The 25,589-nt window shown below is 71.6% G+C and carries 24 protein-coding genes; 8 read left to right on the forward strand and 16 right to left on the reverse strand.

Annotation, left to right across the window (positions count from 1 at the left end; genetic code table 11):
• Window positions 1–36: 36 nt before the first annotated feature.
• The 3 genes from ACIOKD_RS28005 to ACIOKD_RS28015 form a co-directional block, all read right to left on the reverse strand.
• On the reverse strand, window positions 37–684 hold the full coding sequence (locus ACIOKD_RS28005) for an HAD-IA family hydrolase (protein ID WP_402089486.1): 648 nt from the start codon (window positions 682–684) through the stop codon (window positions 37–39).
• Window positions 685–702: 18 nt separating this feature from the next.
• Complete coding sequence (locus ACIOKD_RS28010) at window positions 703–1,719, reverse strand: NAD(P)-dependent oxidoreductase (protein WP_402089488.1); 1,017 nt, start codon at window positions 1,717–1,719, stop codon at window positions 703–705.
• A gap of 94 nt (window positions 1,720–1,813) precedes the next feature.
• A complete protein-coding gene (locus ACIOKD_RS28015; RefSeq protein ID WP_402089490.1) occupies window positions 1,814–2,176 on the reverse strand; it encodes a hypothetical protein in 363 nt (120 codons plus the stop codon).
• A 250-nt stretch (window positions 2,177–2,426) separates the two neighbouring features.
• Here ACIOKD_RS28015 and ACIOKD_RS28020 point away from each other — a divergent pair, with 250 nt between their 5' ends.
• Entirely contained in the window at window positions 2,427–3,299 is an 873-nt protein-coding gene (locus ACIOKD_RS28020; protein ID WP_402089492.1) for an endo alpha-1,4 polygalactosaminidase, read from the forward strand.
• Window positions 3,300–3,360: 61 nt separating this feature from the next.
• Here the strand turns inward: ACIOKD_RS28020 and ACIOKD_RS28025 are convergent, their stop codons facing one another.
• The gene (locus tag ACIOKD_RS28025; protein ID WP_402089494.1) at window positions 3,361–3,876 is read right to left on the reverse strand and encodes a flavoprotein; all 516 of its coding nucleotides are present in this window, start codon (window positions 3,874–3,876) and stop codon (window positions 3,361–3,363) included.
• A gap of 9 nt (window positions 3,877–3,885) precedes the next feature.
• A complete protein-coding gene (locus tag ACIOKD_RS28030; RefSeq protein WP_402089496.1) occupies window positions 3,886–4,386 on the reverse strand; it encodes a DUF1348 family protein in 501 nt (166 codons plus the stop codon).
• A gap of 181 nt (window positions 4,387–4,567) precedes the next feature.
• Between ACIOKD_RS28030 and ACIOKD_RS28035 the strand changes: the two genes are divergently transcribed.
• From ACIOKD_RS28035 to ACIOKD_RS28045, 3 genes are all read left to right on the forward strand, one after another.
• Complete coding sequence (locus tag ACIOKD_RS28035; RefSeq protein WP_402089498.1) at window positions 4,568–5,173, forward strand: TetR/AcrR family transcriptional regulator; 606 nt, start codon at window positions 4,568–4,570, stop codon at window positions 5,171–5,173.
• 118 nt (window positions 5,174–5,291) lie between these two features.
• Complete coding sequence (locus ACIOKD_RS28040) at window positions 5,292–6,752, forward strand: aldehyde dehydrogenase family protein (protein ID WP_402089500.1); 1,461 nt, start codon at window positions 5,292–5,294, stop codon at window positions 6,750–6,752.
• Window positions 6,753–6,926: 174 nt separating this feature from the next.
• Window positions 6,927–7,376 (forward strand): nitroreductase family deazaflavin-dependent oxidoreductase, encoded by a 450-nt coding sequence (locus tag ACIOKD_RS28045; protein ID WP_402089678.1) that lies wholly within the window; start codon window positions 6,927–6,929, stop codon window positions 7,374–7,376.
• Between the two features lie 50 nt (window positions 7,377–7,426).
• Here ACIOKD_RS28045 and ACIOKD_RS28050 read toward each other — a convergent pair whose 3' ends face one another.
• On the reverse strand, window positions 7,427–8,407 hold the full coding sequence (locus tag ACIOKD_RS28050) for a cation diffusion facilitator family transporter (RefSeq protein ID WP_402089502.1): 981 nt from the start codon (window positions 8,405–8,407) through the stop codon (window positions 7,427–7,429).
• Between the two features lie 95 nt (window positions 8,408–8,502).
• On the opposite strand from ACIOKD_RS28050, the gene ACIOKD_RS28055 reads away from it, so the two are divergent.
• From ACIOKD_RS28055 to ACIOKD_RS28065, 3 genes are all read left to right on the forward strand, one after another.
• Complete coding sequence (locus ACIOKD_RS28055) at window positions 8,503–9,531, forward strand: glutathione S-transferase family protein (protein ID WP_402089504.1); 1,029 nt, start codon at window positions 8,503–8,505, stop codon at window positions 9,529–9,531.
• An 80-nt stretch (window positions 9,532–9,611) separates the two neighbouring features.
• Window positions 9,612–9,908, forward strand: a complete 297-nt coding sequence (locus tag ACIOKD_RS28060) for a DUF4235 domain-containing protein (protein WP_402089506.1) — start codon at window positions 9,612–9,614, stop codon at window positions 9,906–9,908.
• Between the two features lie 60 nt (window positions 9,909–9,968).
• The gene (locus tag ACIOKD_RS28065; RefSeq protein WP_402089508.1) at window positions 9,969–10,436 is read left to right on the forward strand and encodes a peroxiredoxin; all 468 of its coding nucleotides are present in this window, start codon (window positions 9,969–9,971) and stop codon (window positions 10,434–10,436) included.
• 38 nt (window positions 10,437–10,474) lie between these two features.
• Here ACIOKD_RS28065 and ACIOKD_RS28070 read toward each other — a convergent pair whose 3' ends face one another.
• Window positions 10,475–10,867, reverse strand: coding sequence for a VOC family protein (locus ACIOKD_RS28070; protein ID WP_402089510.1), 393 nt, complete (start codon window positions 10,865–10,867; stop codon window positions 10,475–10,477).
• Window positions 10,868–11,222: 355 nt separating this feature from the next.
• On the opposite strand from ACIOKD_RS28070, the gene ACIOKD_RS28075 reads away from it, so the two are divergent.
• Window positions 11,223–12,254: a 7-epi-alpha-eudesmol synthase gene (locus ACIOKD_RS28075; protein WP_402089512.1), complete on the forward strand. Its 1,032-nt coding sequence runs from the start codon at window positions 11,223–11,225 to the stop codon at window positions 12,252–12,254.
• A 166-nt stretch (window positions 12,255–12,420) separates the two neighbouring features.
• Here ACIOKD_RS28075 and ACIOKD_RS28080 read toward each other — a convergent pair whose 3' ends face one another.
• The 9 genes from ACIOKD_RS28080 to ACIOKD_RS28120 all read right to left on the reverse strand — a co-directional run bounded on the left by ACIOKD_RS28080 (window position 12,421) and on the right by ACIOKD_RS28120 (window position 25,301).
• Window positions 12,421–13,677 carry a cytochrome P450 gene (locus ACIOKD_RS28080; protein WP_402089514.1) on the reverse strand — a complete coding sequence of 419 codons (1,257 nt, stop codon included), beginning with the start codon at window positions 13,675–13,677 and terminating at the stop codon, window positions 12,421–12,423.
• A complete protein-coding gene (locus ACIOKD_RS28085) occupies window positions 13,674–14,294 on the reverse strand; it encodes a GTP-binding protein (RefSeq protein ID WP_402089516.1) in 621 nt (206 codons plus the stop codon). Before ACIOKD_RS28085 ends, ACIOKD_RS28080 begins: the two co-directional genes overlap by 4 nt.
• Window positions 14,275–14,646, reverse strand: a complete 372-nt coding sequence (locus ACIOKD_RS28090; RefSeq protein WP_402089518.1) for a DUF742 domain-containing protein — start codon at window positions 14,644–14,646, stop codon at window positions 14,275–14,277. The genes ACIOKD_RS28085 and ACIOKD_RS28090 overlap by 20 nt, the downstream gene beginning before the upstream one ends.
• Entirely contained in the window at window positions 14,643–15,053 is a 411-nt protein-coding gene (locus ACIOKD_RS28095) for a roadblock/LC7 domain-containing protein (protein ID WP_055611716.1), read from the reverse strand. The genes ACIOKD_RS28090 and ACIOKD_RS28095 overlap by 4 nt, the downstream gene beginning before the upstream one ends.
• Before the next feature lie 5 nt (window positions 15,054–15,058).
• Complete coding sequence (locus ACIOKD_RS28100; protein ID WP_402089521.1) at window positions 15,059–16,675, reverse strand: sensor histidine kinase; 1,617 nt, start codon at window positions 16,673–16,675, stop codon at window positions 15,059–15,061.
• A 383-nt stretch (window positions 16,676–17,058) separates the two neighbouring features.
• Entirely contained in the window at window positions 17,059–18,363 is a 1,305-nt protein-coding gene (gene ccrA, locus ACIOKD_RS28105; protein WP_402089523.1) for a crotonyl-CoA carboxylase/reductase, read from the reverse strand.
• 48 nt (window positions 18,364–18,411) lie between these two features.
• Window positions 18,412–19,410 carry an alpha/beta hydrolase gene (locus ACIOKD_RS28110; protein WP_402089525.1) on the reverse strand — a complete coding sequence of 333 codons (999 nt, stop codon included), beginning with the start codon at window positions 19,408–19,410 and terminating at the stop codon, window positions 18,412–18,414.
• Between the two features lie 27 nt (window positions 19,411–19,437).
• A complete protein-coding gene (locus tag ACIOKD_RS28115; protein WP_402089527.1) occupies window positions 19,438–23,496 on the reverse strand; it encodes an alpha/beta fold hydrolase in 4,059 nt (1,352 codons plus the stop codon).
• Window positions 23,493–25,301: a fatty acyl-AMP ligase gene (locus ACIOKD_RS28120; protein WP_402089528.1), complete on the reverse strand. Its 1,809-nt coding sequence runs from the start codon at window positions 25,299–25,301 to the stop codon at window positions 23,493–23,495. Before ACIOKD_RS28120 ends, ACIOKD_RS28115 begins: the two co-directional genes overlap by 4 nt.
• Window positions 25,302–25,589: the final 288 nt, after the last annotated feature.

The raw sequence follows: 25,589 nt of genomic DNA on the forward strand, positions 1-25,589 counted from the left end.
CCGGTGGGACCGCACCGAACCGCAGGGCCCGCCCGGTCAGGAACGCAGCAGGTCCGCGCCGCCCAGGTCGAGTACGCCGTCGTGCCAGGTCAGCCCACGCAGATCGCGTACGACGACCGGGGCGCCGGTGTCCAGGCCGCGCGTCCCGACGCCGATGACGTACGCACCGGCCGTCTCCCCCGCCCTGGCACCCGCGGCGGCGTCCTCCAGGACGACGGTCCGCGCCGGGTCCACACCGAGGCGTGCCGCTGCCGCGAGGTAGCCGTCGGGGGCGGGCTTGCCGTTCATGACGTCGTCCGCGGTGACGAGCACGGGCGGCAGGGGAAGGCCCGCCGCGGCGAGGCGGGCGCGGGCCAGAGCGGTGACTCCGGAGGTCACGACGGCCCAGCTGCCGTCCGGCAGGCTCGTCAGGAGGTCGAGGGCGCCGGGCAGGGCGGTCGTGGTGGCGGCTGCCTCGATCTCCAGGCGGTCGATCTCGGCGAGGGCGGCCGGCCGCTCCCCCGGGTCGGTCACCAGGAGGGCGACGGTGTCGGCGGAACGCCGTCCGTGCACCATCGCCGTGACCCGCTCGGCGGACAGGCCGCGAGCCCGCGCCCATCGGCTCCACGCCTGGTCGACACCGAGGTCGGAGTCAACCAGCACGCCGTCGTTGTCGAGGAGGAGGCCCTCGCAGGGGATCTTCATGTACGGGGTCCGGGCCTTTCAGATGACGGGACGGTTGCGGTAGCGGCCGACGAGTTCGCGGGCGGCGGCCTGCATACGGGCGGGCGGCAGCCCCTGGGCCAGCAGGGTCAGGTCGTCGACGACCATGTCGCCGATGTTCAGGAATGCTTCCGGGATGCCGCCCGCGCGGTGGGCGGAGAGCACAAGGCCCTCCAGGCCGCGGGCGGGGTCGTCGGCGGCTACGGGTTCGTCGGGCCAGACGTCGATCCCCGCGAGGAGGCGGCCCTCGGCGACCCGGGCGAGCAGCGCGGGGAAGTCCACGACGGGCGCGCGGCTGACGAGGACGAGCCGGGCGCCGTCGGGCAGCAGTGCCAGTTCGCGCTCGCCGAGCAGATGCCTGCTGTCGTCGGTGACGGTGGCGAGCACGAAGACGAACGTGCTGCGGGCCAGGGTCTCGTCGAGGGTGGCCGGCACCAGGCCCTGTTCGCGCAGGACGGCGGGCGGCAGCCAGGGGTCGTACACGCGCAGGGTCGGGCGGAAGGGCGCGAGGAGCGGGTGGAGGCAGCGGCCGAGGTTCCCGAAGCCGATGAGGCCGACGTCCGCGCCGCGCAGCAGTACGGAGTCGGCGGTGCCGTCGGACACGTACCGCTCCCGTCCGGCGCGGAAGGCACGGTCCTCGCGGCTGATGCCGCGCGCCAGGTCGAGGGCGAGCCCGAGGGCGTACTCGGCGACGGCCTGGGCGTAGGCGGGTCCGCAGCCCAGGACGTGGATGCCGCGGCGGAAGCACATGTCGTAGTCGACGTTCGGGAAGAAATTGCCCTCGACGTTGAGCAGGGCTCTCAACTCGCCCGCGCGCTCCAGGCGTTCGGCGGGCAGGTCGGGCTGGCCGACGACGGCGAAGGCCCCCGGCAGCGCCCGGTCGAAGGCGTCCTCGGTGTCGGGCTCGACGACGGTGAAGCGGTCGTGGAGGCGGGTCAGCGTGTCCGGCCTGAAGATGCGTTCCCCGGGGTGCGGGTCGGGGCGCAGGATCACGAGCGGCTTGCGCGGGGTGCTCACGGCTCTCCTTTCATCCGTCACGGTTCTCCCGGCCTCCGTACGCACGGTGGCCCGCCGCCGTCGGTGCGGCAGCACGGCCGGTCGCTACCCGCGCTCAGGCCCCGGGAACCTCCCGCAGCGGGTCGGGCAGTACGTCGCGCAGCGGGGCGCGGGCGGTGACGCCCTGCTCGGGGAAGATCCGGTAGAGGGACAGGTCCGTCTGCCGGCCGGGAGTGGAGGTGGCGTTGACGGCACGGAAACGGTCGTACGCCGCCGCGTGGTAGCCCTCGGCCCGCGCCGCCGCGCCCAGCGCGTAGTGGGCCCGTCCCCGCAGGCTGCGGCAGGTGGGCAGGTCCACGCCGTGGACGGCGCGCCGGACCGCGACGTGCGGGAAGCTCTTGAGCGAGATCCAGGACCGGACGCAGCAACTGGTGGAGTCCGGCGATGGGCCGCCGGGGCGCGGTCGATCGCGGGCCACCGGCCCGCACGCCGCAGTCGGCGCCGGTCGGCCGCACGAAGCCACCTCCAGGCAGCAGTCGCGGCGCAGCCCAAACCCCCGCGAACTTGACGCACAACCCCTCGCACGCTTTGATCCAGACGTGCCGAGATCCACAACCCGGCACCCAGAGGTGCGCCCAGCCGGTGGACGAGTTCCGCAGTCCGGCCAAAGTCGCCAGGACCGTTACCGAGTCCGAGGCGGGGTCGTACTCGCGATCGATGGAGCGGACATGCCCGCCAAGCGTGGCCCCCGCACGGGATTCCTCAGGACCGCCGCCGTCCTGGTGACCCTCGCGGCCCTGGCCTCCTGCACGTCGGACGGGGACGGCAAGGACCCCGCCGACACCACAGCCGGCTCAGACAGCCCGGACAGCACGAAGTCCGGCTCCCAGGCCGTGCGGCTACCCCCCGTGCCCGACGGTTTCGACTACCAGATCGGCGGCGCCTACACCCCGCCGTCCGGCGTCCGGATCGTGGCACGCGACCGCGGCGCCGACCCCGCGCGCGGTCTCTACAACATCTGTTACGTCAACGCCTTCCAGGCCCAGCCCGACGAACAGGACGACTGGCCCGACGACCTGCTGCTGCGGGACAAGAAGGGCGAGGTCGTCATCGACGCCGACTGGGACGAGGCGCTGCTCGACATCGGCACACCCGCCAAGCGCAAGCGGGTCGCGGCCCGGGTCGACAAGTGGATCGACGGCTGCGCGGACAAGGGCTTCGACGCGGTCGAGCCGGACAATTACGACAGCTACACCCGCTCCCACGGGCTGCTGAACGCGGACGACGCGGTGTCCTTCATCAAGCTGCTGTCTCGGCGCGCGCACACCCGGGGCCTGGCCATCGCGCAGAAGAACACCGTGGAGCTCGCGGACCGACGCTCCCGTGCCGGGCTCGACTTCGCCGTGGTGGAGGAGTGCGGCGCGTACGACGAGTGCGGTGAGTACGCGGACGCCTTCGACGACCGGGTCGTCGTCGTGGAGTACACCGACAAGGGCCTCAAGAAGGCCCTCGCGGGCTTCGGCGACCGGCTGAGCATCGTGCGCCGGGACGTTCAGGTGTCGACGCCCGACAGCGACGACTACGTCCGCAGGACCCGATGACCGGCTGACCCGCGGACCCGCCCCCAGGCCCACCCCCGCCCCGCCCCCGGTCAGCGCTCCATCAGCGCTCCAGCAGATCCAGCGCCTGCTCCCAGCGGAACCCGCGCTGCTCCGGTCCACCGAAGGCGTGCTCCCCGAACCGGACCCCCATCCCGCGCAGCCTCTTCAGACTGTCCCGATAGGCGGGGTGGGCGGTCAATGCCTCGCTCACACAGGGCAGTACGGAGATCGGCACGCCCATCCCGTACGCCTCGCAGAGCGTGCCGAGGGCGAGCGTGTCGGAGATGCCGGCCGCCCACTTGTTGACCGTGTTGAAGGTGGCGGGCGCCACGGCGACGGCGTCCGGGTCCGGGAACGGACGCGGATCACCGGGCGAACGCCAGGCGGACCTGACCGGCCGGCCCGTCTGCGCCTCGACCGCCGCGAGGTCGAAGAAACCCGTGGCCACCGGGGTCGCGATGACACCGACCTCCCAGTCGCGCTCCTGCGCCGGGGAGATCAACCCACCGATGCCGTCGGCGACTCCGGCGGCGCAGACGACGACGTAGAGGAAGGGCTTCCGAGCCTTTTCAGTCACCCGCGAACCCTACTGAACCGGCAACGATCCCCCTCGTCCCCCTTGTCCCCCTGGAGCCCCTGGTCCCCCGCGCTCGGAGTCCGGCCGGGGGCCGAGGATCCGGCGCTCCTTCTCCTCGATCCGCACGTCGTTGATGCTGGCCTCGCGCCGGGTCATCAGGCCGTGCTCGTCGAACTCCCACAGCTCGTTGCCGTACGAACGCCACCACTGGCCGTCGGCGTCACGGCACTCGTACTGGAACCGGACGGCGATGCGGTGGCCGTCGAAGGCCCAGAGGTCCTTGCGCAGGGCGTACTCCTCCTCGCGCCGCCACTTCGCGGTGAGCAGTTCCACGATCTGGGCGCGTCCCGTGACGAAGGTGTCGCGGTTGCGCCAGACCGAGTCCCGCGAGTAGGCGAGCGAGACCTTCAGCGGGTCGCGGGTGTTCCAGGCGTCCTCGGCCGCCTGGACCTTTTGGGCGGCACTCTCGCGGGTGAAGGGCGGCAGGGGCGGGCGGTCGGCGTCCGTCATGCGGATCCTCTCGGAATGGACTTGCCGGCGAGCTGGTGAGGGCCCGCCCGGAGAACGTACGTTCTCCGGGCGGCTGCTAACGTAGAGAACGCTGGTTCTCGCGTCAAGACGCCAGTCGAAACACCGAGTCAGGACACCGGGTCAGGGCTCAAGGTCAGGACGCCAAGGAGTGAGCCGGTACATGGACAGTCCGGTCGCCAGGGAACGGGCCCTGGACGCGGCGGAGGCGCTGTTCTACGGGCGCGGCATACAGTCCGTCGGCATGGACGACATCCGTGGCGCCTCCGGGGTCTCGCTCAAGCGGCTCTACCAGCTGTTCCCCGCCAAGGAGCACCTGGTGGTGGCCTATCTGGAGCGACGCGACCTCCGCTGGCGGCAGCGGCTCGCCAAGTACGTGGACGGTCACGAGGACGCACGGCAGCGCGTCCTCGCGGTCTTCGACTGGCTGGGCGGTTGGTTCCGCGAGCCCGGCTTCCGCGGCTGCGCCTGGATCAACTCGTACGGGGAGCTGGGCGCCGTGTCGGAGCCGGTGGCCGAGCAGGTCCGCGCCCACAAGCGGGCCTTCAGGGAGTATGTGGGCCGCTTGGTGGACGACGCCGGGCTGCCAGCCGAGCTGGCCGGTCACCTGTATCTGCTGGCGGAGGGCGCCATGGTCACCGCCGCCGTCGAACAGAGCGCGGAACCCGCCGCCCGGGCCGGGCGGGCGGCCCGCGCGCTGGTCGACTCAGCCGGCTCGCCCCAGCCGGCTGGTCCGACTCGAACGGCGTGCCGGTCGGCCATTGACTGACGCCCCCGCGGGTTGCAGACTTCAATTGAAACTTCAATGGACGATTGTTCACCAGACGAACGCGGGCGTTCCGTCGCGGAGCGCGTCGCGCGCGTCGATCCGACGGGAAGAGCCGCGCATGACCCTCCATCGTGACCTGCTGATCGGCGGCAAGGACCAGCCCGCGGTCTCCGGCCGCACCGCCGAGGACGTGAATCCCTACAGCTCGCGGCTGTACGCCACGGTCGCCGCGGCGGGCGTCGAGGACGTCACCCGGGCCGTGGACGCCGCCGACGCCGCGTTCGAGGGGTGGGCCGCGCTCGGTCCGGCGCAGCGGCGCAAGATCTTCCTGACCGCGGCCGACCTCCTGGAGGCCCGCACCGAGGACGCCGTACGGATCATGGCGGGCGAGGTGGGCGGCACCCGGCCCTGGGCCATGTTCAACGTCGGTCTCGCCGCGAACATCCTCCGCGAGGCCGCCGCCGCGGTGACCGCGCCGCGCGGAGAGGTCCTGAGCGCTCAGGAGGAGGGCGCGCTGGGACTCGCGATCCGCGAGCCCGTCGGTGTCGTGGCCGCCTTCTCGCCGTGGAACGCCCCGGTCATCCTGGGGGTACGGGCCGTCGCCGCGCCGCTCGCCGCGGGCAACACCGTGGTGATGAAGCCCAGCGAGGACGCGCCGATCGCCTGCGGTCTGTTCATCGCGGACATCCTGCGCGAGGCGGGTCTGCCCGACGGGGTCCTGAACGTGATCACGAACGCCCCCGAGGACGCGGCCGCCGTCGCCGAGGCCCTGGTCGCCGACGAGCGCGTACGGGCCGTCAACTTCACCGGCTCCACGGGGGTCGGCCGGATCATCGGTGTGCACGCGGCCCGGCATCTGAAGCCCGCGGTCCTCGAACTCGGCGGCAAGAACTCGGTGATCGTGCTGGACGACGCCGACGTCGACTACGCGGTCGACGCCGCCGTCTTCTCGGTCTTCATGAACTCCGGCCAGATCTGCATGTCCGCCGACCGGATCCTCGTGCACGAGAGCCTCGCCGAGGAGTTCACGGCCAAGTTCACCGCGAAGACCGAGTCGCTCGCGTCCGGCGACCCTGCCGATCCGCACACCGTCGTCGGCCCGCTCGTCACCCCGGACGCCGCCCGCCGGGTCGCGGCGCTCGTGGAGGACGCCGTCGCCAAGGGCGCGACCGTCCTCACCGGGGGCGCCGCGCCCGAGGGAGCCGTGCATCCGGCGACCGTCCTGACCGACCTTCCCGAGGAGGCCGAGCTGTACCACGGGGAGGCCTTCGGCCCGCTGGCCGTGATCAGCACCTTCACCACGGACGACGAGGCGATCTCCTTCGCCAACTCCACGGAGCACGGGCTGACCTGCGGGATCATCACCGAGAACGGCACCCATGGGCTCAGGGTCGCCCGGCGGATCCGTACCGGCATCGTGCATGTCAACGACCAGTCGGTCGCCGACGAGCCGAACGCTCCGTTCGGCGGCTTCAAGGGCAGCGGGTACGGGCGCTTCGGCGGGCGCTGGGGCATCGAGGCGTTCAGCAACACCCGCTGGGTGACCCTGGCCACGCAGCAGGCGCACTTCCCGTTCTAGCGGTGACTCGTACGGCCGTACTCGGGCAGGTGTCAGGGTGAAACGTCTCGTGCGGGATGAAACGGACGAGGCGAGCGTGTTGAATTCCGAGTCGGCAGGAGTCGGCAGGAGTCGACGGTGGTCGGCACGAACCTGCACGAGTCGTACACGACGACGATCGATGGGATGGATGACATGCCTCTTGAGGGTGAGTACGAGCCCAGTCCCACCCAGTGGGTGCGCGATCAGGTGGAGCTGTACGAGCGTTCCGGCGGTACCGAGGGAACGACCCTGCGGGATACGGGACGTCCCGTGATCGTGCTGACCACCCGGGGCGCGAAGAGCGGGAAGATCCGCAAGACGCCGCTCATGCGGGTCGAGCACGAGGGCCGCTACGCCGCCGTCGCCTCACTGGGCGGCGCGCCCGAGCACCCCGTCTGGTACCACAACGTGGTCGGCGACCCCCATGTGGAACTCCAGGACGGCCCGACGCGCCAGGACATGACCGCGCGGGAGGTGACCGGCGAGGAGAAGGCCCAGTGGTGGGAGCGGGCGGTCGCCGCCTTCCCGGACTACGCCGACTACCAGAAGAAGACCGACCGCGAGATCCCGGTCTTCGTCCTGGAGCCGACCACCGGCGACTGACCCGCTCGAAGAAGGTGTGCATGAACCGGTGAGCGTCGGGCACCCGACGTTCAGGTCCCGCCGCGCTCCCCCGTCGCGGCGGGGCCATTTTCCTGTGCGGCCGCGCGGCGCGCCAGGCGGGCGTCGGTCACGTCGAGGAAGATCTGGTCGACCTGCGGGACCAGGTTGGAGACGGACGCCTTGATGCGTACGGCGACGAGTTCGACCTCCTCGCTGTCCAGGCCGGGCGTCAGGTCGACGCGGGCGGCCACCAGGGTCGAGTCGGGGCCGAGCTGCATGGTCAGCAGGGACTCCACGGAGTCGATCTCGGGCTGCGCCTCCAGCAGGGCACGGATGCGGCTGCTCGACTCCTCGTCGGTGGCCTGGCCGATCAGCTGGTCGCGCGCGTCACGGCCCAGCCGGTACGCCACGTAGACCAGGAGTCCCCCGATGGCGATGGAGGCCGACGCCTCGTAGACGACCTGGCCGGTGACCATGTGCAGGGCCATGCCGGTGATCGCGAAGAGCACGCCCAGTACGGCCGTGCCGTCCTCGGCGATGACGGTGCGCAGCGCCGGGTCACGGATCTCGGCCGAGAATCCGCCCTGCTGCCGCACCTGGTGCAGCGCCCGCAGCAGGGAGCCTCCCTCGGCGAGGAGCGCCACGACCAGGACCACGAGCCCCGCCACATAGCCGCTGTGGGACTCGGAGCCCTCGCTGCCCAGGGCTTCGAAGCCCTGGAAGAAGGAGAAGCAGCCGCCCATCAGGAAGATGCCGACGGCGGCCAGCAGTGACCAGAAGAAGCGTTCCTTGCCGTAGCCGAAGGGGTGACGGTTGTCGGCGGGGCGCCGGCTGCGCCGCAGGGCGGCCAGGAGGAAGACCTCGTTCAGGCTGTCGGCCACCGAGTGCGCGGCCTCCGACAGCAGGGCGGGCGATCCGGCGAACAGACCACCCACGGCCTTGGCGACGGCGATCACGAGGTTGGCGGCCAGTGCCACCAGCACGGTGACACGGGTGCGGCGGTCCGAGGAGGAGGAAGGCTTACGGTTCACCTCCGCCGAATGCCCCGCTCACCCTTCCTCACACGAAGGTGACGGCGGTTTCGGGGAACACGTACGGAGGCGGACGTACGAAAGGAAGACACCGCATGAGCGACACCGAGGGCAGCGTCGAGGGCAACAGCGCGTACGGGAAGAAGTCCTTCAAGCGGTCGAAGAGCCACTTCTCGGACCGTGTGACGGCCGACGGACGCGACGGCTGGCCGGTCGGGGCCGGGCGCTACCGGCTGGTCGTCAGCCGGGCCTGCCCCTGGGCGAGCCGCGCGGTGATCTCGCGGCGGCTGCTGGGGCTTGAGGACGCCCTGCCGATGGCGGTCACCGACCCGATCCAGGACGACCGCAGCTGGCGCTTCACGCTGGATCCGGGCGGCCGTGACCCGGTGCTGGGCATCCGCTACCTCGCCGAGGCGTACGAGGCCCGTGAGCCGGGTGCTCCGGGCGGTGTCAGTGTGCCCGCCGTGGTGGACGTGGACAGCGGGCGCCTGGTGACCAACGACTACCAGCAGCTCACCCTGGACCTCGCCACCGAGTGGCGGGACCTGCACCGCGAAGGGGCGCCCGACCTCTATCCGCAAGGACTCCGCGACGAGATCGACGAGGTCATGGAGGAGGTGTACGAGGACGTCAACAACGGGGTGTACCGGGCCGGGTTCGCGACCGGCCAGGAGGAGTACGAAGCGGCCTACGAGGGTGTGTTCCGGCGGCTTGAGCTGCTGTCGCGGCGGCTCGCGGGGCAGCGATATCTGGTCGGGGACACGATCACCGAGGCGGACATCCGGCTGTTCACGACCCTGGTCCGCTTCGACGCGGTCTATCACGGCCACTTCAAGTGCAACCGCCACAAGCTGACGGAGGACGCGGTGCTGTGGGCGTACGCCCGCGATCTCTACCAGACGCCCGGGTTCGGGGACACCGTCGACTTCGATCACATCAAGCGGCACTACTACCAGGTCCACGAGGGCATCAACCCGACCCGTGTCGTGCCGCGCGGCCCCGATCTCTCCGGCTGGCTGACCTCGCACGGCCGCGAGGAGCTGGGCGGGCGCCCGTTCGGGGACGGGAGCCCGCCGGGTCCCGTGCGCGAGGGCGAAGAGGTACCGGCGGCGGGCCGGCCCTGACGGGAGCGGGGCCGCGTATTCGCCGCTGAACTGGACACTCGCCTGATGTCCTGGAAAAACAGCTACCGAAGGAGAGCCTGGTGCCGAAGAAGAAGAGCCTGCCCGTCGTCTACAAGCCCGTCGGATTCCTGCTCGGCTGGACGAGCGGAACCCTGGCCGGGCTGGCGTTCCAGAAGGTCTGGAAGGTGATCCGCCACGAGGACGACGCGCCCGACGCGCTGGACAAGGACCGCGGCTGGGGCGAGGTGCTGCTCGCGGCGGCCGTCCAGGGCGCGATCTTCGCGGTCGTCCGCAGCGCGGTGGACCGCACCGGCGCGAAGGCCATCGAGCGCTCCACCGGAGTGTGGCCCGGCGACGACAAGGGGGGCCGCGACTGACGCTCCGTACCGTCCAGTACGGTGGCCTTCCTACAGGTGGCCGAGAGTCAGGGAGCAGTCGTGACGAACCAGGCAGCGGTGGGCGACACGGTTGAGGACTTCACTCTCCCCGACGAGACGGGCACGCCCCGGCAGCTCTCGGAGCTGCTGGGCGAAGGGCCCGTCGTGCTGTTCTTCTACCCGGCGGCGCTCTCCGCCGGCTGCACCTCCGAGGCATGCCACTTCCGCGATCTGGCCGCCGAGTTCACGGCCGCCGGGGCTCGGCCGGTGGGGATCAGCGGTGACACGGTCGAGCGTCAGCGGGAGTTCACCGAGAAGCACACCCTCGGGTATCCGCTGTTGTCCGACCCGGACGGTACGGTCCGCGAGCTGTTCGCGGTGAAGCGCGGTTTCTCGCTGGCGCCCACCAAGCGGGTCACCTTCGTCATCGCCGAGGACCGGACGATCCTCGAAGTGGTGCGCAGCGAGATCCGGATGAGCGCGCACGCGGACCGCGCCCTGGCGGCCCTGCGCGCCCACCGCGCCTGAACGGTCCGTTCCCGGGGGCGGCCCGGCCCCGACCGGGCTCAGCCCTGCTTGGGCGCGGTCGCCGACTCCGTGCGCAAGGTGAACGAGTGGCCCGACGGGTCGGCGTATCCGCGCTCCTCGTACGGGCCGCCCGCGTCCTTCGTCTCCAGCGGGCGCCCGCCGAGCCCGATGACCTTGCGCTCGGCCTCGTCCAGGTCATCGACGTAGAAGTCCAGGTGGGCCTGGAGGGAGTTCTCGGGGCGCGGCCAGCTGGGCGGGGTCGCGTTCACGTCCCTGCGGAACGCCAGCCGCATGCCCTCGGCCCCCCTGATCTCCACCCGGTTCGCCGTCGCGTCGGTCTCCTCGCCGTCGAGGAACTCCTTGTAGAACGCGGCGAGTTTCTCAGGTTCCGAGCAGTCCAGAACCACGATGCCTGCCACTACCTGTGCCATATCTCCTCCGAAGACGGACCGAGCGCGAACGGCCATCCGCCCACTGCTCGTTGACCGGGTACCCCGTCGCGCGCGGAACAGCCCGCGCAACCGGTCGCGTGCGGCCCCGAGGGGGCAACCGCGCCCATTCGGCCACGGAGGCCGACAAATCGCCGAGGTCACGGAGCGATGTAATGCAGGTCACGGTGAAGTCACCGAGGTCGCGGCATAGATCATTTACGATCAGGGCAACCTCGTAGCGTAAATCGAGTCAACTTTCGCCTCAGGAAGCGCAGTTCGAGTCAGTGGGCGTCACTTTCGCATGCCCGCGCGCAGGGGCGGGGGCCCTGTGAATTCGTCTCTAGAGAGGACGCGAATGCCGCAGGACGTCAGGTTCGACCTCCCCTTCGCCACCCCGGTCAGCGCACACCTGGACTACGCCCAGGCCCGCCATCTGCGCTGGGTGTGGGACAAGGGCCTGGTGCGCAGCAACGCCGGCTTCGAGGAGTACCGGTCCTGGGACCTGCCCCAGGCTGCCGCCCGTACCTATCCCCACGCCTCCGCCGACGACTTGGTCGTCCTGATGAACTGGTTCTCGCTGGCCTTCCTCTTCGACGACCAGTTCGACTCGGGCAGGCCCGACCGTGCCGACCGCATAGCCGAGGTGGCACGGGAACTCATCGTCACCCCCCTGCGGCCCGCGGGCATCACCCCCCGGGTGGTCTGCCCCATCACGATGGCCTGGGCCGAGGTATGGGCCCATCTTTCGGATGGCATGTCTCTGACATGGCGTACCCGGTTCGCGGCCTCCTGGGGCCGTTTCCTCGTGGCGCACACCGAGGAGGTCGACCTCGCCTCCCGCGGCCTGGCCGGCACGCTCGACCTCCAGGAGTACGCGGCGTTCCGTCGCCGTACGGTGGGCATCCACCACAGCATCGACGCCGGGGAGCGCAGCCGCGGCTTCGAGGTGCCTCCCGAGGCGGAGGCCCATCCGCTCATGGAGAGGATGCGGGACCTCGCCGCCGACACCATCGGCTTCATGAACGACATCCACTCCTTCGAGCGCGAGAAACGCCGGGGCGACGGGCACAACCTGATAGCCGTCCTGCACCGCGAGCGCCGGTGCGGCTGGCAGGAGGCCGCCGACGAGGCGTTCCGGATGACCTCGGACCGCCTCGCGGAGTACCTCGAACTGGAGTCGCAGGTCCCGCGGATGTGCGACGAGCTGGGTCTGAACGAGGAGGAGCGCGGCAGGGTCCGGATGGGCGTCGAGGCGATCCAGCACTGGATCAACGGCAACTACGAATGGGCGTTGACCTCGGGCCGCTACGCCGCCGACAAGGAAACCCCCGCTTCCCAGGCGGAACTGGCGGGCAAGGGCTCCCTGGACGACCTCTTGGCGGTCTGACTCCTGGCAGTCCGACTTCCGGCAGTCCGACTTCCGGCAGTCCGACAACGATTTCCCGGCACCTCTTCGGCACCGCTGCCGAAGAGGTGCTCTCGGAGGGGGCGGGGAACCGCGCGACCAGCCCCCACGCACCCGCACCGCACCCGACACACGACCCGGAACAGGCCTACGTGGCGAACTGAACCGGCAACCGGTCCAGCCTCGCCTCCCAGGTGGACGCGGTAGCGGTCAGCTCCTCCGGAGTCACGGCGAGCCGCAACCCCGGCAACCGGTGCAGCAGAACATCGACGGCGGTCTCGATGATCGCCTGTCCGATGTTCTGCCCAGGGCACTCGTGCGGCCCCCCGCTGAACGCCAGATGCGACTGGTTGCCGTGCACGGAGACACCCACGTCGGGCCGGATCTCCGGATCGATGTTGCCGGCGGTCAGGCCGAGCACCAGCAGGTCGCCCTCCTGGAGCCGGTGCCCGCCGAGTTCCATGTCCGCGGTCGCGAACCGCCCCGGCAGGACGGCCAGCGGCGGAGTGTTCCACATGACCTCCTCCACGACGGCGGAGATGTTCAACTGCCCGCTGACCAGCCCGGAGAGCCGGCCCGCGTCCGTGAGGACCAGTTGCAGCACCCGTGCGAGCAGGTTGCTGGTCGTGGTGTGCGCGGTGATCAGCACAAGACGCAGATGGTTGACGATCTCGTCCTCGTCGAGGTCGGCGTGGTGTTCCAGCAACCCGGTGGTGAAGTCGGAGCCCGGCTCCACCCGCTTGCGCTCGGTGAGTTCGCCGAGGATCTGCATGATGCGGTCGTTGTGGGCGAGCGCCTCGGCGCCACCCTTGATCACCTGCGCGGACGACTCTGCGAGGCGCCGCCCCTCGCTCTCCGCGAGCCCGAACACCCTGGTGAGTACGAGCATCGGCAGGTACTCGGCGTACTCGGACACCAGGTCGGCGGTGCCCGCCTCGGCGAACGCGTCGATCTGCTTGTTGGCGAAGTGCGTGACATGGCGGCGGATACCGCGGCCCGAGACGGCCTGCAGATTGTCGGTGACCGCGCTGCGCAGCCTGCGGTGCGGCTCGCCGTCCTGCGAGACACAGTCGGGCCGCCAGCCCACCATCTGCATCAGCGGTGAGGTGCTCTCGACGCGGCCCTCCTTCCAGTCCCGCCAGATCCGCGAGTCGCGGCTGAACTGGCGGGGGTTGTCGAGCACCCGCCGGTTCTCCCGGTAGCCGAGCACCAGCCAGGCGGGCACGTCGCCCTCCAGCAGGACCGGCGCGACGGGCCCGTGTTCCTTGCGCAGCCGCCCGTAGATGCCGATCGGATCGACGGCGGCCTCGGGCCCGTAGAGCCGGGTGGGGTCCGCTCCCCCGCCGTGCGCGACCGGGCAGCCGCGCGGGGCGTCGGGGCCGTCGTTTAAGGGCTGGTCGGTCATCGGGACTCCAGTGCGACTGCGGAGCGTTCCTTGAGGTGCCGTATCAGCGCGATGAGCACATCACGGCTGGAGGCCCGGTCGCGGGCGTCGCAGGCCACCACCGGGATGTCCGGGGAGATGTCCAGGGCGTCCCGGATCTCCTCGACCGGGTGGTCCTTGGAGTCCGGGAAGACGTTCAGGGCGATCACGAACGGGACGTTCTGCCGCTCCATCTCCTCGATGGCCCGGAAGCTGGAGGCCAGCCTGCGGGTGTCGACCAGGACGACGGCCCCGAGCGCACCTTTGAACAGGCCGTTCCACAGGAACCAGAATCGTTCCTGCCCGGGGGTGCCGAACAGGTAGAGCATCAGCTGGTCGTTGATGCCGATCTTGCCGAAGTCCAGGCTGACCGTGGTCTCCTGCTTGTCCGCCACCCCGATCAGGTTGTCGACGTCGGCGCTGGCCTGCGTCAGCGTCTCCTCGGTGGTGAGCGGCTTGATGTCGCTGACGGAGCGGACCATGGTGGTCTTTCCGGTGCCGAAGCCGCCGGCGATCATCACCTTCACCGAGCGGGCACCGGCCGGCAGGGTGCCGTCGGCCGGGTTGCGGTCGGGATGGTCAAAGCCTTTGAAGTCCACTGAGTACCTCCTCAAGGAGCGCGAGGTCGGGCCCGCGACCGGCGCCTGACGCCGGGATGGGATCACGGGCTTCAACGCGGCCTGCGTCCAGCAGATCGGCCAAGAGCACCGCGAGAATGTTGAAGGGCAGTCCGAGGTGGGCGCCGAGTTCGGCCACCGACAACGGATCACGGCAGCGCCGGAGGATCTCCTCGTGTTCGTGCTGCAGGCCGGGGCCGGCCGCCGCACGGGAGGTGATGAGGGTCGCCACGTCAAGGCTCGACGACGAACCGCCCGGTCCGCTGCGACCGCCCGTGAGGACGTAGTAGCGCTCAAGACCGGACGGGTCCTTGGGTCGACGGGGACCACTCATCCAGAGTGCTCCTCCAGGCGCGGAGTGGTGCCGAGGAGCTCACCCATCCTCCGGGCCAGGTCCCTCATCTGGTGGCCGAGGAGGCCCTGGTCGAGCCCCTCCCTGGCCAGGACGCCGAGATAGGTCTCCACACCCGCGCGCACCACGAAGAGGTGGCCGCCGTCGACCTCGATCATCGCGAGCCGCAGTTGCCCGGCGTACTTGGGGAACTGCTCGGCCACCGGCTGGGCCAGTGCCTGCAGTCCCGCCACCACGGCGGCGAAGCGGTCCACGTCGTCGGGGTCGTCGGCACCGTAGGAGGTGATGGCCTTGCCGTCGCTGGAGGCCACAAGGGCGAAGCGGATCTCCTGGATGCTCTCGACCAGATCGCGGAGCGCCCAGCTCACGTCGGTTCCCTGTTGCGTCATGAGGACTAGTCGCTCTCTTCCGTGCGGTGCTCTGTGGACTCGACGCCGGAGGCCGGCTCACGGTCGGCGATCGGCTCACGCCCCGCCGTGGCGAAGGCGGCCAGGCCGGTGAAGGACGCGTCCGGCGGTACCGCGTGCGAGGCGGTGGCGAGGGAGTCGTCCTCCCGTGCGGCCGACTTGGGCCGCTCGGACTCGGCTCGCCTGCGGCGCCTGGGCAGACCGCCGGGCGTGGTGTCCCCGGTCTCCTCCGGCTCCGTCGCCACGGCCGCCGTGTCGCTCTCGACGGCCTCGGTGTCCGGCGCGGTCGTGACCTCGGCGGCCGGGGCCGGTGGGGTGACGACGGCGGGAAGCTGGCTGAAGTACTTGTGAGGTACCACGATGACCACCGACGTGCCGAGCCAGGGCGAGTCCGCGAAGGTGACCCTGATGCCGTACCGGCGGGCCAGCACTCCCACCACCCGCAGACCGAGGTGCGCGTCCTCGGACACGCCGCCGATACCGGGGCCGGGTGCCACGCCTTCGAGCGCCTGGAGCGCCTCCTGCTTCTTCTCCTCGCTCAGGCCCTTGCCGGAGTCCTGGATCTCGACGCCGACGCCGTTCGGGACCTCCTTGCCCGACACGATCACGGGCTCGGTGGGCGGCGAGTAGCGCGCCGCGTTGTCCAGCAGATGGGCGAAGATCAGCGTGAGGTGGTCCACCAGACCGCCGTCGACGCCGAGTTCGGGCAGGTACTGCACCTGGACCCGGTCGAAGTCCCTGATCCGGCCGATGCCGCCGCGCACCACGCTGAGCAGCCGCTGCGGCTCCTGCCACTGCCGGCCGGGCCGGTCGGTGCCGCCGAGTACGCCGATGCTCGCGGCCAGGGAGTCGGCGGGGCCGAGCTCCTGGTCCAGCTCCATCAGTCCCTGGGCGACGGACGGCAGCCTGCCGTGCTCGCCCTGCATCTCGTGCAGCCGACCGCGCAGCTTGCTGGTCAGTACGTGGATGCGGCTGCCGATGCTGATGACGGCCTGCTCGGCGGAGGTGGAGCGGTCGAGTTCCTGCTCCACACCCATGAGCGCGGTTCTGAGTGCCTTGCGCAGCGCGGCCCGCAGGTCGGCTCCGACCTCGGCGCCCTGGTCGGCCGTGGGCAGCAGGTCGTCGATGTAGTCACCGGCTCTGAGCCGCTCCAGCGCGTCGGGCAGCAGGCCGTCGGCGAGCTGGACGACCGCGGCGAGCTGCCGGTCCAGCTGTTCCTGCCAGGCCCGGTTCTGCTCGGCGATCCGCGTCTCGTAGGCCGTGGCCTGTTCGGCGAGCTGTGCGTCGTGGGCGGCGCGCTCGGCGGCGTGTTTCCGTTCGAGGCCGGCCACGTGCTGCTGCCACTGCTGGGAGTGCTCGGCCTGCGCGTTTCTGAACTCACCCGCGCTGCTGCGCAGTTGACGCTGGAAGCGGATCAGGAGCCGTACGGTGACGGCGCTCGCGGCCGTGACGACGACGCCGGAGACGATCGCGGGTATTCGGACCTGGTCGGAGCCGACGACCGCGGCGACGACGGTGCCGGCCCCTAAGGCCAGTGGCAGCAGCCACCAGCTGTACCAGGGGACCGGTGCCCGCGCCGCCGGTGGCGGAGTGGCAAGTTCCATCTGCATCCTTCAAAGCAACACGATCGAACAGGGGGGAAACTCGGGGGCTGCACTCGTCACGAGGTGGTCGACCCCGTGACAGGCATGCGCGGACAGCGAGTGAACCGATCGCTGTCGCGTCAACTCGCCGCACCTCAGGGAACCTTATCGGGTTTGATCTCCAGTGGATCACCCTGACCGACCCCTCGCCGTGAAGGTTTCGTCACGCTCCCATCAGGCCATTCGAGTCGATAAATCCCTTGACTCGTCACCATGATCCACCACGGGCGGGGTAAATAGGTGCATACGCCACGGGTTACCTGTCGGGATCCGTCGTTCTCATGGTCCGGGCCCCGTCGTGAGCGACGGGGCCCGGACGCGTCGGGGCTGTTACTACGATTCGGTCACACGGGGCGGGCGACCAGCTCCCTGCGCGCCGGATCGGTGACACCGAGGCCGGGCGCCGGGGCCAGGGAGAGGACGCCGACCTTGCCCAGGTGGGCGTTGCCCTGGACCAGCCTGGCCGCCTCCGCCGTGTCGGTGCGGGGGTAGGTCTCGGTGAGCGCGGGGGCCAGGTGGCCGAGGTCGAGGAGACGGTGCACGGCGGCCTGCTCGTGGAGGTTGGAGCCATGGCTGCCGATGACGCGCTTGAGGCGCATCCACAGATAACGGTTGTCGAACTCGTGGTGGTACCCCGTGCTTGAGCCACAGGTGACCACCGCGCCGCCACGGCGTACGACGAAGACGGAGACACCGAAGGTGGCCCGGCCCACGTGCTCGAAGACGATGTGCGGGTCCTCCCCCGTCGCGGCCCGGATCAGCTTGCCGAGGCGCTTGCCGGCGACGGAGGGGTCCGCGGGCGCCTCACCGCCGCTGAGTCCGATCTCCTCCCGGTTGATGACCACATGGCACCCGAGGCGGCGGGCGTACTCCGCCTTGCGCTCGCTGCTGACCACGCCCACGGCGATCCCGCCGCCGTTGCGGACCAACTGGACCGCGTACGCGCCGAGCCCGCCGGCCGCTCCCCAGATCAGGACCACGTCGCCCTGGGTCATCCGGGCTCCCCGGTCACTGACGAGCATGCGGTACGCCGTGCCCGCGCACAGTGGGTTCGAGGCGGCCTCCTCCCAGGTCAAGTGGCTTGGTTTGGGCAGGAGTTGGCTGGCCCGGGCGACGGCGTAGTGGGCGAGGCCGCCATAGTTGGTCTCGAAGCCCCAGGCCAGCATGCCGTTGCCGAGCATGCCGTCGGCGTGGGTGGCCGGGTCCTCCTCGTCGACGTAGACCGGGCTCACCACGACCTGGTCGCCGACCTGCCATCTGCGGACGCCCGAACCGGCGCGGACGACGACTCCTGACGCGTCCGAGCCGATCACGTGGAAGGGCTGGTCGTGGCGGGCCGCCCACCGGTCCTGGCGGCCGAAGTGCTTGAGGAAGGAGAAGGTCGGGATGGGCTCGAACATCGCCGACCAGACGGTGTTGTAGTTGATGCCGCTCGCCATGACGGCCACCAGCACCTCGTTCGGGGCGAGTTCGGGCATCGGTACGTCACCGAGGTGGATCGACTTGCGGACGTCCTTGTCGGCTACCCCGGCGAAGCTGTCCACGTCCTCCGCGCGCAGATGGGCGGCGGTGAAGCGGCCGGGGGTGGGGAGGTGTGCCAGTTCCGTGCGGTCGGCTCCCGCGACGACGGCCTGTGCCAGAGCGTCCATGGTGGTTCCTCCTTGGGTGGGGTCGGCTCGGGTCCGCTCGGGCCGGGGTCAGCTCAGGCCGAGGCCTTTCGCGAGCGTCGGCCAGGACGCCTTGAACTCCTGCCGCCAGTTCGGCCAGGCGTGCGCTCCCCCGCTGTACAGGTGCACCTGGGCCGCGATGCCCAGGGCGTCGAGCCGCGCGGTGAAACGGTGGGCCTGAGCCCAGAGCGTGCCCTCCAGCAGGGCGCCTTCGAGGTTGCCGAAGTCGCCGCCCGGCAGGCCGCTGCCCTGCGAGATGTACAGTCCGGTGCCCTGCAGGGCGCGTGCCTGGGCGTAGGGGTTGTGCCGGTTCCAGTTCTCCCGGCCGAGCAGGTAGCTGCCCCAGAGGGTCAGCGGGAGCAGTTGCTCCCGGGCGACGATGGCGTTGAGCACGGTCGGCATGCCGAGGGCCGTGGTGTCGAGGATCCCGCTGTACGAGGCCGCCGCGCCGAAGGTGCCGGGGTGCCGCGCGGCGAAGGCCAGGGCGCCGTAGCCGCCGGTGGACACACCCGCTACGGCGCGCTTCGTCCCCGCCCGGAACCTCTGCTGCAGCACGCCCATCAACTCCTCGACCTGGAAGGTCTCGTAGTCGGGCGCGTCGGCGCTTCCGTAGTTCCACCAGTCGGTGGGGATGCCGGTGGGGCCTGACGAGGGCATCACGGTGAGGACGTCCTGCCCGGCGAGGAAGTCGACGACGTCCGTCTCCCTGGTCCAGGACGTGTAGTCGTCGTGGGCGCCCTGGAGGAGATAGAGGACGGGCCAGGTGCGGTCGGGGTGCGCGGCGTACCCGGTCGGCAGGACGACGCGTACGGGCAGGGCGGCGCCGACGGCCGGGGAGGCGATCGTGAGGTCGACGGTCCGGGCGTCGAGCCACGTCTCGCCGACGACGGTGGCACTCGCGGCGGCCTCCGCGACGGGTGCGGCGGCTCTGACGGGTGCGGCGACGCCCGGCGGGGCGGTGAGTACGACGCCCGTACCCAGCAGGGCCGTCGTCACCGCGAGAGCGGCACATCTGCGCTTACGAGTCATGGGGCAAGTCCCTTCAGGAGTCCCGCGTCAGGAGTCCCGCAGATCGCGTGTCAGCAACCGGGCCAGGTCGTCGACGACCGGTGGGTCGAGCAGCGACAGATGGTGGCCAGGCAGCGGGACGACGGTCAGGTCGGTGCAGTGCGCGTCCCAGCCGAGCGTCGCGTCCTCACGCTCGTAGCGGGGGTCCCGGACGGTGTACGGGGCGGGTTCGCTCGCGCGGTAGAGCAGGGTGCGGCCCGCGTACCCGCCGGGCAGGTGCCGTTCGCCGCTGCGCAGGTCCAGGTAGGAGGTCCGCTGGTGTTCGAGGACGGCTTCCGGCAGCTCGACGGTGTCCCGCAGCACCTTGACGACGAGGTCGATCCTCCCCGTGTCGTCGAGCCCGGCGAGTTCGTCGTACGGCAGGTCGAGCGCCGCGCCGTAGGTGCGTTGCACGTACGCGGCGAAGTCGCGGAAGTGCCGCAGGGCCTGCTCTGCCGGAGGGAGGCGGGTGGGCAGGGGCAGGACGGAGTCGAGCAGGACCAGCGCCGCGACCCGGCCGTGCGGGGCGAGGAGGCCGGCCGCCTCCTGGGCGACCAGGCCGCCGTAGGACCAGCCGCCCAGTGTCCAGGGGCCGTCGGGGTGCGTCTCTGTGATGCGTCGGGCGAACTCGGCCGCCCGGCCTGGCACGTCGTCGGGGTCCGTCCGCCGGTCGAACCCGTACACCGGGCGGTCGCCGTCGAGGCGGGCCGCCAGCCGGGCGTAGACGGCGGCGGAGCCGCCTGCGGCGTGGGCCAGGAAGAGGGGGGTGCGGGGGCCGGTGGAGGGAAAGGTGCGCAGGGCGTTCGCGGGCGGATGCGGGTGCGTTGGGGCTGGTCGCGCAGTTCCCCGCGTGCCTGGCAGGGGTGCGGTCAACAGGTTGGCTATCGCTCTGAGCGTTCCTTGTTTCAGGAGGGTGGACGGGGCCACGTCGGCGTCGAACTCCGCTTGAACGGCGGTCCTTATGCGGACAGCGGTGAGGGAGTCCAGGCCCAGGTCCGTCAGCGGGGTGTCGGGATCCAGGCGGTCAGGGGCGTAGCCCATCACCCCGGCCACGCACAGCCGGAGTCGGTCGAGCGGGGTAGCGACGGGCCCCGGCGCCGAGGTCGGCCGCGCGGTCCGGAGCGGTTGTTCGGACGGTGTCTCCTCGCCCGCCCAGAACCGGCGGTGCCGCCAGCGGGGCGGCGGGACGTCCACGATGCGTGCCCCGGGATGCAGCCCCTCCCTCGGCCGGGTCACTCGTACGCCGTGGACGAGCAGTGCGGCCAGCGAGGTACGGAAACCCGTGGCGTCGTCGGTGCCGCGGCGCAGCGTGGGCACGACGAGCGCGTCCTCGGCCCCGGCGTCGCGCAGCGTCTCGGTGAGCGGATGCGACTGCGTGGCGTGCGGCGCGACTTCGACGAAGACCCGGTTTCCGTCCTCGGCCGCCGCCCGCACCGCCTGGGCGAAGCGGACGGGGTTGCGCAGGTTGGCCGCCCAGTACTCCGTGTCGCAGGGGACGGTGGCGCGGGGATCGTCGAGCGCGGTGGAGTAGCGACGACAGCGCGGCGACGAGGGCCGGATCTCGCCCAGCTCCCAGGCCAGTTCCGGCAGCAGCGGCTCCACTTCGGGCGAGTGCCCGGCCGCGGACACGCCCAGTGAGCGGGCGAAGCCGCCGGCCTCGGTCACCCGGGCGACCAGTCCCGCGACGTCCTCGGCCGACCCCGTGACCACGCTCTGGGCGGGCGAGGCGTGCACGGCGACCCGCAGGGACTCGAACTCGCGGGCGAGCGCTGGGATCTGGGCGGCCGGGAGGTCCACGACCGCCATGGCTCCGCCGTCCAGGCGGGCCAGCAGCCGGGAGCGGACGGCGACGATGCGGGCGCCGGTCGACGGGTCCAGTTCCCCGGACACGACCGCCGCCGCGATCTCGCCGAGCGAGTGGCCGATGACGGCGGCGGGTTCGAGGCCGTACGACCGCCACAGTTCGGCGAGGGCGATCTGCATGCCGTACAGGACGGGCATGACGGTGGCGGGGGTCGACAGGTCGGCGTCGGGGTGGAGCCCGGCGCGCAGGGAGAGGCCCGCGTGCTCGCGCAGGAGGGGTTCGAGGCGGTCGACGGCGGCCGTGAACACGGGTTCCGTCGCGAGGAGCCGGCTGCCCATGCCGGGCCACTGGGACCCGTAGCCGGAGAAGACCCATACCACCGGTCCGGGGCCGCCCGGGGCTCCGTGGCCCGTGATCAGGTGGGGAGAGGGAACTCCGTCGACGAGGCGGGTGAGCGCGGTGACGGTCTCCGTGCGGTCCCGGGTGACGAGAGCCGCGCGGTGCCGGCCGCGGCCGGTGCGGCCCGCGAGCGTACGGGCGAGGTCGGCTTCGCGTACGCGTCGGCCGCCGGGGGTGTCCAGCCAGGCGGTCAGCTCGCCCGCGTAGGCGCGCACGCGGTCGGTGGTCGGGCCGTCGAGCAGGAGCAGCGCGGGGCGTTCGGTGGTCCCGGACGCGGGCGGGCTCGTACGGGTGGGGCGGTGTTCGGTGAGGACGGCGTGGGCGTTCGTGCCGCCGAAGCCGAAGGCCGAGACGCCCGCGGTGGCGGTGCCCGAGTAGCGGGGCCAGGGTTCGGGCGAGGTGACCACGCGCAACCCGAGCGCGTCGAGGTCGGCGTGCGGTCCCGGGCGGGTGAAGTGCAGCTGGCCGGGGATCTCGCCGTGGTGCAGGGCGAGCACGGTCTTGACCAGGCCCGCGATACCGGCGGCGGCCTCCAGATGGCCGAGGTTGGTCTTGGCTGAACCGATCAGGAGGGGCTGTTCCGGAGCGCGGTCACGGCCGAGGACGGCACCGAGCGCGCTCGCCTCGATCGGGTCGCCGAGGGCGGTGCCCGTGCCGTGGGCCTCCACGTAGTCCACGGTTCCCGGATCGGTGTGCGCCTCGGCGAGGAGGGCGCGCTGGGCCTCGGCGTTGGGGGCCGTGAGCCCGTTGGAGCGGCCGTCGGAGTTGACGGCGGTCGCGCGGATCACCGCCAGGACGCGGTCGCCGTCGCGCTCGGCGTCCGTGAGCCGTTTCAGGACGACGACCCCGCAGCCCTCGCCGCGTACGATCCCGTCGGCGGCGGCGTCGAAGGCCTTGCAGCGGCCGTCCGGCGCGAGGGCGCCCGCGCGCTGGAAGCCGAGGGTGACGGCGGGGGTCAGGAGCAGGTTCGCTCCGGCGGCCAGTGCCGTGTCGCTCTCGCCCGACATCAGGCTGCGTACGGCGTGGTGCACCGCCACCAGCGACGACGAGCACGCCGTGTCCACGGACAGGCTGGGGCCGCGCAGGTCGAGGGTGTACGACAGGCGGCCCGCGGCGACGCTCAGGGCGGCGCCGGTGGCCGTCCAGGCGTCCACGGCACGGAGGTCGGCGGTCGTGAGGTGCGCGTACTCGTTGCCGCTGATCCCCACGAAGACACCGGTACGGGTGCCCGCGAGCGCGTCGGCGGAGAGGGAGCCGTGGTCGAGGGCCTCGCGGGTGACCTCCAGGAGCATGCGGTGCTGCGGGTCCATGGCGGTGGCCTCGTGCGCCGGGATCCCGAAGAACTCGGCGTCGAAACCGGCGACGGCGTCGAGCCCGCCGAGGAAGGCGCCGTGCCGGATCACATCGTCCGGCAGCTGTTCCGGGTCCCGTACGAAAGGGTCCCAGCGGCCGGCCGGAAGGGTGCCGACGGCGTCCCGGCCCCGGGTGAGGAGCCGCCAGTAGGCGTCGGCGGAGGTGACACCGCCGGGGAAGCGGCAGCCCACGCCGACGACGGCGACGGAGACGGCGGCCCCGGGGGCCGGGGTGGGTGCGGCGGCAGGGGCTGGGGCGGAGGTCGTCGTCGGGGCGTCCCCGGCCAGCCGCTCCGCCAGCGCGTCGATCGTCGGCGCGTCCCACAGCAGCGTGTCCGGCAGCCGCCGTCCCACCAGTTCGCCCAGCGCGGCTGTCAGGGCCAGCGCGTCGCGGGAGGTCAGGCCGGCCTCGGCCAGCGGACGGTCGTCGGTCAACTCGGCCGGCGGCAGGCCGTACCAGCCGTGCAGCCGTTCGGCGACCAGCGCGCGGACCGCCGTGCGCGACGCGCTCATCGCGGCCCGAACCCGTCGTCGAGGAAACGCTTCCGCGTGGCCGCGCGGGACACCTTGCCGCTGCTGGTGCGCGGGACGGAGCCCGGTGGTACGAGCAGCAGTGAGCCCAGGCGCAGCCCGTGCCGGGCCGAGACGGCGGCGCGCACGGCGCGTTCGGCGACGCGGATGTCCTGTGCCGTCGGGTCGGCGTCCCGCCGGTGCTCCGCGACCACGACGAGTTCCTCGCCCACGGCGTCGGGCCGGGTCACTCCGAAGGCGGCGAGATGGTCCCGGCGGACCAGGGGGACGACCGACTGCACGGTCTCCTCGATGTCCTGGGGGTAGTGGTTGCGCCCGTCCACGACGAGTACGTCCTTGAGGCGGCCGGTGACGAGCAACCGCCCCTCGTGCAGGGCTCCGAGGTCGCCCGTCCGCAGCCAGTCCTCCCCCGCGCCGAAGCCGAAGGTCTCGGCCGTGAGTCCGGCGTGCTTCCAGTAGCCGAGGCCGATGTTGGGCCCGCGCAGCTGGATCTCTCCGACGTGTCCGGCCGGCCGTACGCCGCCGTCGGCCCCGACGATCCGCAGTTCCTGCCCGACCGGGGTGCCGCACGAGACCAGTACGGCCGACTCCGCGTGCCCGTCGTCCGCCGTCGTCTCCTCGATCCGCCCCGCCGCGAGCGCGTCGGCCCGGCAGGCGACGGCCGAGAGGGGTTCCCCCAACGGGCTCGCGGTCACGAAGACGGTGGCCTCCGCCAGACCGTACGCGGGGCAGTGTGTCGTGGGGTCGAGCCCCGCGGGCGCGAAGGCCTCACGGAAGCGCTCCACCGTGCCGGCCCGTACGGGCTCGCTGCCGTTGATGAGCACCCGTACGCGGTCCAGGCGGAGTTCCTCGACGTCCTGGGGGGCCGTGCGGGCCACGCAGTAGTCGTACGCGAAGTTCGGGGCCGCGCTGATCGTGCCCTCGTACGAGGCGAGGAGACGCAGCCAGCGCGAGGGGTCGCGGAGGAAGTCGCCGGGGTCCATGAGGACGGACGGGAAGCCGCCCACGACGGGTGCGGCGATGCTGAGGACGAGTCCCATGTCGTGGAAGAGCGGCAGCCAGCCGACCGTCGTGCTCGTCCGCGGGTCGGCGACGAACGCGTCGAGCGCCTGGCGGGCGTTGGCGACGACGTTGGCATGGCTGATCATCACGCCGGCCGGACTGCGGGTGGAGCCGGAGGTGTACTGGAGGTAGGCGATGTCGTCCGGCTCGGGTCTCGGCTGCGGCCCGGACTCCGGGCCCGACACCGGCCTCGACACCGATCGGCGACCGTAGCAGTCCGGGCCGGATCCGTCGCGCGGGGCGATGAGTCGGTCGACGGGGATCACCGGGACGTCCGGGAGCCGGTGATCCCGTACGAAGTCGCGGATCGCGCCGGCCGCGGTGGAGTCGGCGAGCAGACAGGCCGGTTCGCAGTCGGCGAGCACGGCCGCCAGTCTGTCCCCGTGGCCCGGCAGTTCGGGTCCGAAGAGGGGTACGGCGATGACGCCGGCGTACAGGCAGCCGAGGAACCCGGACACGTAGTCCAGGCCCTGTGGCAGGACGAGGGCGGCCCGTTCACCGGGGGACGCGACGGTGCCGAGGCGGGCCGCCACCGCTCTGGCCCGGGCGTCGAGCGCCCGCCAGCCGAGCGTGCGGTGCAGACCGCCGGAGGAGCTGTCGGGGAAGGCGACATGGCTGAAGGACCGTTGCTGCGGACGGTGTTCGGCCCAGTACCTCAGATGGTCCGTGAGGGAGGCTTCGTCGGCGGCGGGCCCGGCGGAGTTCATGGCGGCTCCGGAGGTCATGGCGTCTCCAACTGGGTCGGCGGCGGAGCTGATCGGGACGGCGGGCGGTGCCCGGTGGGGCGGGCACCGGCCTTGGGCGGACACCGGTCCGGCATGGGCACCGGCTTGGAGCGGTGACCCAGGTTCCGCCTGTGAGCCACCGGTGGGTTAGAGGACGTGCTGACAGTTCGACTCACGCGTTCTGTCAGTTCCCTGACAAAAGCGCGGGCCCGGTTCCACACCGTGGCCCAGAGCCCGGACACCCCCGCCCCCTCGACAATCCGTGCGGACGATCCGCGCGAAGACGGA

The organism is Streptomyces sp. NPDC087844, assembly GCF_044742785.1.
Taxonomy (GTDB): domain Bacteria; phylum Actinomycetota; class Actinomycetes; order Streptomycetales; family Streptomycetaceae; genus Streptomyces.